General features: G+C 44.3%; 4 protein-coding genes and 1 pseudogene. 4 read left to right on the top strand and 1 reads right to left on the bottom strand.

Going from position 1 to position 6,421, the window contains the following annotated elements:
- The 4 genes and pseudogenes from SPADD19_RS12185 to hutG all read left to right on the top strand — a co-directional run.
- Positions 1-322: pseudogene (locus tag SPADD19_RS12185) on the top strand (HutD family protein); the annotation flags it as partial.
- Between the two features lie 21 nt (positions 323-343).
- A complete protein-coding gene (locus SPADD19_RS00645) occupies positions 344-1,687 on the top strand; it encodes an APC family permease (protein WP_061454936.1) in 1,344 nt (447 codons plus the stop codon).
- 215 nt (positions 1,688-1,902) lie between these two features.
- On the top strand, positions 1,903-3,444 hold the full coding sequence (gene hutH / locus SPADD19_RS00640) for a histidine ammonia-lyase (protein WP_003013255.1): 1,542 nt from the start codon (positions 1,903-1,905) through the stop codon (positions 3,442-3,444).
- Between the two features lie 83 nt (positions 3,445-3,527).
- Positions 3,528-4,520 (top strand): formimidoylglutamase, encoded by a 993-nt coding sequence (gene hutG, locus SPADD19_RS00635; protein ID WP_061454935.1) that lies wholly within the window; start codon positions 3,528-3,530, stop codon positions 4,518-4,520.
- A gap of 142 nt (positions 4,521-4,662) precedes the next feature.
- Here the strand turns inward: hutG and SPADD19_RS12180 are convergent.
- Positions 4,663-6,421, bottom strand: a 1,759-nt coding sequence (locus tag SPADD19_RS12180; RefSeq protein ID WP_481906727.1) for an ATP-binding protein, incomplete at its 5' end; no start/stop codon positions are given.

Here is a 6,421-nt window from a genome sequence, read left to right as displayed (position 1 = left end):
TCAAAGCTACTTCTTTGATGGGGGAGATCCTGTATCTAGCCAAGGGACTTGTCAAGACTTTAATTTGATTTACAAACCTTCTTATCAGGGGCATATGAGTGCTATATCCCCAAAAGAGAGTGTCAAAAGTCAGAGTCGCTATCAATTGATCTATGCTCTCTGTCCGCTAACACTCAAATGGGGAACCAATCATTCTCAAACCCTCCAAACTCACGAGCTCCTGGTGATCGAACAAGAATCTCCTCTTCAAGAGATGACAATCACGTTTTTACCCCATCAGTCTGGGGAGCAACCGATTGCTATCTGGACTGGACTACAATAATGTTCACAAAGGAGAAACATTATGAACGGAGCACATAAACAGTCGATTGAGGAACAAGAAAAAGCGAAATTCAGCTTTAGCGGTGCCACTCTTTACGGTATCAATGCCGTGATCGGATCTGGTATCTTCCTCCTACCCAAAAAGATTTATTCTGGCCTCGGACCAGCCTCTCTAGCTGTCATGTTTGGGGTAGCCATTCTCGTCATGCTGTTATCAGCCTGTCTGGCTGAAACGGCTGGCTACTTCGATAAAAACGGTGGAGCCATGCAATACTCAAAAGCCGCTTTCGGAGACTTCGTTGGCTTTAACGTTGGGATTCTCGGTTGGGCCGTTACTGTTATCGCTTGGGCTGCCATGTTAGCCGGCTTTGCTAAGATCTTCATCATCACCTTCCCAGCATTTGAAGGCTACAACCTTCCGATCAGTATCGGTATGCTGATTCTCTTGAGTCTGATGAACATTGCCGGTCTGAAAACCTCTAAGATGTTTACTCTGACAGCTACTGTTGCAAAATTAATTCCAATTGTCCTCTTCTCACTCTTTGCCATCTTCTTCATTTCCGGTGGCGTGAGCAAGGGCAACTTCACACCTTTCCTTCAATTGGAAAGTGGAACAAGTCTCTTCAGTTCTATTTCTAGTACAGCCGTCTACATCTTCTACGGTTTCATCGGATTTGAAACCATGTCTATCGTTGCAGGGGAAATGCGCAACCCTGAAAAGAACGTTCCCCGCGCTATCTTGGGATCCATCAGTATCGTATCTGTCCTCTACATGTTGATCATCGCTGGAACAATCGCCATGCTTGGTGGTCGCATTATGCAAACCGGTGCACCAGTACAAGACGCATTTGTCGAAATGATTGGCCCTATCGGAGCTCCCCTCGTTTCTTACGGAGCCCTCATTTCAATCGCTGGATTAAACATCGGTGAATCCATCATGGTTCCTCGTTTTGGTGCCGCATTAGCAACTGAAAAACTCTTGCCAGAAGGCCTTGGAAAAACGAACTCTAAGAATGCCCCTGTCATTGCCATTATCATTTCTTGTATCTTCGCCTTCTTACTCTTGTTATCTGGCTCTTTCGAAACATTAGCAACCTTCAGTGTTGTCTTCCGTTTCTTCCAATACATTCCAACAGCTTTGGCAGCCATCAAACTCAGAAAAATGTACCCAGACAAAAAGGTTACCTTCCGAGTTCCATTCGGTTCAGTTATCCCAATCTTGGCTGTTATCGTCAGCATCCTCATGATTGCTGGAGCCAGCATGATGAATTTTGTTTGGGGTGCCATCGGTCTCGTGATTGCAAGTGGACTCTACTTTGTTTTCCACGGCGATAAACTACACAAATCTAAAGTCCTTCCTCACTAATTTTCTTTACACACTAGATGGGAACAGAGACGGGAGCGAAGCTCAGTTTTGCTCCCTAACCAATCTAGGACTCCACGAATGTCAAACCTGAGCCCTTTTCTCTATGACTCTTTTCAATTTTTTAGATCAATAGACAATGGGCCCATGTTTGGTATTCAAACCGAAGTAAACAACACTACTTCCACAGAACAACTATTCATAATCGGAGGTTTTATATGACTCAATTGATTCATTTAGATGGTAATAGCTTAACACTCGAAGAAGTCATCGCTGTAGCTCGGCACGGTGCCCAATGTGAGCTTGATGAACAAGCCAAAGAAGCCGTTATCGCATCCCGTAAAATCGTTGATGACATTGTCCGGGAAAAACGAGTCGTCTATGGTGTAACCACTGGCTTTGGTTCCCTCTGTAATGTCAGCATCTCTCCAGAAGATACTGTTCAACTGCAAGAAAACCTGATCCGAACTCACTCATCTGGCTTCGGTGATCCACTTCCTGAAGATGCCGTTCGTGCCATCATGCTGATCCGTATCAACTCACTCTTGAAAGGTTATTCTGGCATTCGTCTGTCAACTGTTGAAAAACTGTTAGAATTGCTCAACAAAGGAGTCACTCCTTATATCCCTGAAAAAGGCTCTCTCGGAGCTTCTGGAGACCTTGCTCCTCTTTCTCATATGGTTTTACCAATGTTGGGTCTTGGACGTGCCTATTACAAAGGAGAACTTCTCAGTGGTCAAGAAGCCCTAGATCGTGCTGGAATTGAAAAGATCCAATTGGCTGCCAAAGAAGGGCTTGCCTTGATCAACGGTACAACCGTCCTAACGGGTATCGGTGCTCTTGCGACTTATGATGGTATCCAATTGCTCAAACTCTCTGATATCGCTGGTGCTCTCTCAATGGAAGTTCACAATGGAATTACCAGTCCATTCGAAGAAGACCTTCATACCATCCGCCCACAAAGTGGACAATTGGCAACTGCTCGCAACATCCGTAACCTTCTTGAAGGAAGCAAGAATACCACTGTTGCGACTCAACAACGGGTCCAAGATCCTTATACACTCCGCTGTATTCCTCAAATTCATGGAGCCAGCAAGGATTCAATCGCTTATGTAAAAGAAAAAGTTGAAATTGAAATCAACTCTGTCACAGATAACCCAATCATTACCAAGGAAGGACACGTCATCTCAGGAGGTAACTTCCACGGTGAACCAATGGCGCAACCATTTGACTTCCTAGGGATCGCCCTTTCTGAAATCGGGAACGTATCTGAACGTCGGGTGGAACGCTTGGTCAACAGCCAACTCAGTAAATTACCATCCTTCTTGGTCAAACACCCTGGACTCAACTCAGGCTTCATGATTACCCAGTATGCTTGTGCATCCCTTGCATCGGAAAATAAAATTTTGGCTCACCCTGCTAGTGTCGATTCTATTCCATCTTGTGAAAACCAAGAAGATTTCGTCAGCATGGGAACGACTGCCGCTCGTAAAGCAGCAGAAATTCTTAAAAACTCACGTCGCATCGTTGCTACTGAAATCATGGCAGCTTGCCAAGCCTTGGATCTCAAACCAGAAAATCATGAACTTGGTAAAGGTACAAAACCAGCTTATGAGCTGATTCGTCAAAAACTGAACTTTATTGAATTTGACAAAGATATCGAAATCTTCGAAGAACTCAATAAAGCATCTGCTGTTGTCGAAAGCGAAGAATTCTTAGCAACCATCGAAAAAGCAGTTGACTTAAGGATTCAATACTGATACAGTAAAGATAAAGCAAAAACAGAGGCTGGCGATCTTCTCAGCCTCTGCCTGCTTTCAGAAAAATAAGGGAGGCGACAAGCTTGCTCACAAACTACTATCCAATGACCTATAGCTACTACCAAGGTAGTATCGAGGACAATCCCTACACGGCCAAATGGGGAATGGTCACCAAATTTTTAGACCTGAACGACGAGACCCTCACTCCATTTGAGGGGATGACCTTTGGGATCATCGGCTTTAAGAGCGACAAAGGAGTCTATATCAACAATGGGCGCGTAGGGGCGGTCGAGGGTCCTACAGCCATCCGTTCTCAAATTGCCAAACTTCCATGGCACTGGGGAACCAATGTAACGGTGTATGATGTGGGAAATATTGACGGGCCCAACCATTCACTAGAAGAACTCCAAGAAAGTCTCTCACAAGCGATCCAGCGCATGTACCAATTAGGGATCCAACCTATTGTCCTAGGAGGCGGTCACGGAACTGCTTACGGCCACTATCTAGGGATTCAATCCAGTTTGGAAAAAGATGAACAACTGGCTGTAATCAATCTGGATGCCCACTTTGATTTGCGTCCTTACGACCAAACCGGGCCCAACTCTGGAACAGGTTTTCGTCAAATGGCTGATCATGCGAAAGACAGGGGGCAGGACTTCCCTTATCTCATCCTTGGGATCCAAGAGCACAATAATAACCTCTTCCTCTTTAATTACGTTGCTAAAACACCAAGCATTGATTTCTTAACCGGGCAAGACCTCTTCCAGATGAGCCACCAAGCCATTCTGGATCGAATCGATCAATTTTTAGAAAACCAAACCGCGATCTATCTGTCTATCGATATGGATTGCTTTGCAGTCGGCTCTGCTCCTGGTGTTAGTGCCATCCAATCACTTGGTGTCGATCCTAAACTAGCCCTCCTGCTTCTCCAACACATTGCTGCCAGTGGCAAACTAATCGGATTTGATGTCGTGGAAGTTTCTCCTCCTCATGACATTGACAATCATACTTCAAATCTTGCTGCGACCTTTATCTTTTATTTGACCCAAATATTGGCGCAACAAAAACTAAACTAAGAATATTTTTTCACACATAAAAAGCATAGAAATCACCATTGCTAGGGTATTTCTATGCTTTTTCTTCATTTTCAGCACAATGATCTTTGCCTGAAAGGAGAACAGACCGCTTAGCCTTCTCTTATGATTTAGGCAAGAGACACTACAGGTCTTTTAATTTCTTAAGAAACTGACGATCTCTATAGGGATTTAAGTGTTGCTCTGCCACCTTTTTGTAGTAATTCTTATCTTCTTTCAAGAAGGTGCTCAGGGCAGAATCTAGCTCTTCTCCCTTCTCCTTTTGATTAGATAAGAATGCTAATAGATAATGAACCATCCCCTTATCCCGTGAATTGGCAGATGGTTTCATCGTCCTTTCTTTTCGAGCCAGATAATCCGCAACCTTCTCCTGATCCCCTTGCTGACAAGCAATTAAAGATTGGTAAAATTCGAGCAATTCTTCCTTCCAAGGGAAGCGAACACTGGACAAAATCTTCTGAGCTCTGTCAAAACAGCGGCGAGCTTGGATCAAATCTCCCTTCCAATAATAGGCGATACCAAGATCAATATCAAAGACAACACGGACGGAATCAACAGCTTGATCTCCCACCAAACGCAGAACCTCTTCTAAGTGGGTGACCGCTACTTGGAAATGGCCTCTAATTTGCTCGATTTCAGCGAGGTAGGCCAAAGAAGCCGCAATTTGAATGGCATACTTGGCCTGCATGCTATTGGTCAAACTAAAGCAATCAATAGAACGATACAGATGCCGGGTCGCCTGCTCCTCATCCCCAACCATCAGGTGATACAAGCCCTTCAAACGCAACTGGATCGCGATGACCTCATGATTATTAGCTTGGATGGCATCTTCCAAAGCCAAATCTGTATAATAGGCCATCTCAGGGATATTTTCAGTTTGAATGCAATAATAAATGATTTGCCGATAACCCTCTAAGAGGAAGTCGGATTGCTTGAGTTCCCGCGCATAGGAGATGACTTTTTGGATATCATGAATCCCCTTTTGATACTCCCCACTTCGAATAAAATAGCGACCTTCTAGGTACAAGTAACGCAATTGTAAATACTTGTATTCTCTATCTCTTTGGTGCCTTGAAAAGAGGTTATCTAATTCTTGGCGTAGGCGAGATAGCTCTCCCAAAATGTCCAAATGGCTATTTGTACCGTCTGATAGGACCCCCTCATCTGCCTTGGAATAAATCGGAAACAGTTCATGCTCCAGCTGAAGAATTTCTTCTAAGTAGGTCAACTCAAACGATAAGGAGCGCAGGAGATTTTGCGATCGCTTATATTGGTAGGCAATTTCCTTATAAAGAAGAAGGTCCGTCGAAGCTTCTAAGGTTTCTTCCAATTTTTGCGCAATTTGTTGGTGGAAGAGGCGACGTCTAGCTGGCGAGAGGAGATGGTAAAAGTACATGGCTACCAATTGCTTGCAGAATTGAACCATGAGAGCCTCGCCTTCTTCCACGATTGAGACGATCGCTCTTTCAGATAAAGTCTCGATTAATTCTGTCAAAACAGGAAGCTCTGTAGCCGTCAATTCCGCTAAGATAGACAGAGAGATTGGCTTATGAAAACAAGATAAGTAGTGAAGAAGGGCCTCTTCCTCACTGCTCATATCCCCAAGTTCCTGAGAAAGATAGGCTTGAATGATATCCGGCAAGGGCTCTAAATTTTCATTTTCTTTCCACTCTTCAATATAGCTGGACAGAAAGAAAGGACTGCCTTCACTCCATTCGACCATCTGCTCCATCACTGCCGGCTCTATTGCTCCCAGTTCCCCTTTCAAGAGAGCACGACTTTCACTTGGATCAAAATTGGTCAACTCTAGTTGAGACAAGCGTTTCTCTACCTTCAAGCCCCCTAAGAAGTTGACGAAGAAATCTAGTAGAGGCTCTTCCGCT

Origin of the sequence: Streptococcus parasanguinis, from assembly GCF_001578955.1 — a bacterium.
Classification (GTDB): Bacteria; Bacillota; Bacilli; order Lactobacillales; family Streptococcaceae; genus Streptococcus; species Streptococcus parasanguinis_U.
This window is presented reverse-complemented; position numbering and strand designations above follow the sequence as displayed.

Coding starts and splice junctions, on each gene's coding strand:
- hutH (WP_003013255.1), top strand. CDS start 1,903: ATGACTCAATTGATTCATTTAGATGGTAATAGCTTAACACTCGAAGAA.
- SPADD19_RS00645 (WP_061454936.1), top strand. CDS start 344: ATGAACGGAGCACATAAACAGTCGATTGAGGAACAAGAAAAAGCGAAA.